This window comes from Williamwhitmania sp. (genome assembly GCA_035529935.1).
Classification (GTDB): Bacteria; Bacteroidota; Bacteroidia; order Bacteroidales; family Williamwhitmaniaceae; genus Williamwhitmania.
This window is the reverse complement of record DATKVT010000109.1, coordinates 1-2,071: the sequence shown is the minus strand read 5'-3', so window position 1 is coordinate 2,071 and position 2,071 is coordinate 1. Positions and strand designations below refer to the sequence as shown.

At 41.3% G+C, this 2,071-nt stretch carries 3 protein-coding genes; all 3 read right to left on the bottom strand.

Annotated elements, in window-relative coordinates:
• On the bottom strand, window positions 1-322 hold a 322-nt coding region (locus VMW01_08435; GenBank protein HUW06276.1), incomplete at its 3' end, for an RHS repeat-associated core domain-containing protein.
• Window positions 323-573: 251 nt separating this feature from the next.
• Entirely contained in the window at window positions 574-1,302 is a 729-nt protein-coding gene (locus VMW01_08430; GenBank protein HUW06275.1) for a hypothetical protein, read from the bottom strand.
• A gap of 174 nt (window positions 1,303-1,476) precedes the next feature.
• A partial coding sequence (locus tag VMW01_08425) for a hypothetical protein (protein ID HUW06274.1) occupies window positions 1,477-2,071 on the bottom strand: 595 nt, incomplete at its 5' end.

Genomic DNA, 2,071 nt, shown 5'->3' with positions numbered 1-2,071 from the left:
ACTTCTGGTATCCGCTGGGGTCGGTGAAGGCGAGGGGGTTGTTGCCGCAGTAGCTGTAGCCGTTGTAGTCCTGTGAGTTCAGCGGGTTGCCCACCAGCGGGTCCACGCTCAGGAAGCGGCCCACCACGGGGTCGTACACCCGGCCAAATGTTATGGCAACTCGGTGGTTGATTTTAGAGGTGTTGCCATGAGCTCCCTTCGGTCGGTTCATGTTAATAAGGCCCAGCTTATCGTAGTGCTCGTGGAAGGTGTAGCCGAAAAGTTTTTCAAAGAGCGTTACGCTAAGGTAGCGATTAATTTGAGAATTTGAAGATGAGACCAATTTGAAATTGCGCTACACCCTAGTCAGGGGGTGACTTGATCGCGCCAGCAAAATAGTCACCCCCTGACTGGCATATAAACGTCGCTACCCTATAACGCAAAGCCGCCCCAATGTTCGGGGCGGCTCGTTTGCTTAGCTGTTACTGTTACCTAGTGCTGCCGAGCGGCTACGGCACTGCACTCTTGGACAGCATGCCCTTTTGTGTTGGTTCCGTCTGGGTGTTTCGAAGTTCGTTCGAGCCAGCAGATAGGTTATCTATCAACAGCAATGCAGTGATCTAAATAAATAGTTTTTGTTTTCGGATCTAGCTTGTTTCTAAAACAGCCCGCTATCCTAACCAACTCATTTTTATTTGCCTTGAATGGCCTCCCTTTATACATGGTGCAAACCACGCTACACGTATCATCCGTAATAGCAACCGTACTATCGTTCACACTTTTCACCTTACCCTCCACGCTGCAATCAAGTCGTGTAAATCCTCTGGGATATAGCTTATTCATTAGCTGTGTTGGCGTATAAACTCGGTGGCTAGCATTGTTGAGAAAGATGGCAATGCCGTCTGCATACTCAACCATCAAATCACTATTCCCCAGTAAATAATCCTTAAAACTGAAGTGTAAGTTGTATTTTCGATAAGTGAGGGTAGTTGCAGGTGCTAGGTAATTATACAACCGTAACGTTTTCACTGATTCAAAATAAATGGTATCCTTGATTTGATTATCTATTTTGCCATCAATACCAGCGCTAATCAGCAGAAATCCTTCACTTTCCTTGCTGGCTCTGGAATAAATGGGGACATACAGTAAGTCCGAACCTTTAACAGAAAATGGATCCTGCATTAGTTTTTTTGCACCAGCATAACCAAAACCAACGGTATCTCCTTCCCAATAGTTATAAAACTCCTCAATACTATAGGGGTATCGAAAGTAATTAGCAAAGAAATTCTCAAAAACAAGGTTGTAATTAAAAATTATTGCCATCGAGTTATTTGACAGAATCTCTATCTTCTCTCGGTAATCGTATTTTGACTTAATATAAAAAAAGACCACTGACAGAGATAACATAGCAAATAAAACAAAGAGGCTTACTCTTTTATAAAAATTCTTCATCACAAAACAATTTTACTCAATTAATGTCTTTTGTAAAGATATTCACTAGCCAATCGGATACCATTTTTCAAATATATCAGATTGGCTTTCATCACCATAAATCAACAAATACATCTGAGTCCTAGATCCTATATTATAAATAGTACACTCACCGTAACCTGTCGTAATACGATTGGGGTTATTAATATGTATATCAAAAACTGGGTTATAATAATTATCCGAAGTTCTTGGATTGACATATAATTGCATTCCGATTCTGTAATTTGTTCCACCTAGGTTTACAACTACTGGCTTACTCACCATTATGCCATACTGCAAATCACCAGATTGAGGGTTGAAATTCTTAAATACATTATGAATATTAACCAACTTTGTATCGCTTGCGGCACCTGCCTCTAAGAGATATCTGACTCTTTCAGTTGTTGACAACTTTGTCCAGTCCGGTAGCATATCAGTGTTAGTTTGATTTTGATTAACCAAATCTACACTTGAGTTTGCTTCCAGCCAAGATGTTCCCGTTGTTTTAGAATCAAAAAAGAACGCATCCTTAAGCCTACCCCATAAGCTCAGCCAGCTTCCCTTGGTTATTCCAAATCGGCTAAAGTTGAACGAAACCGAAATCTTCGTTGAAGAGGAGCTT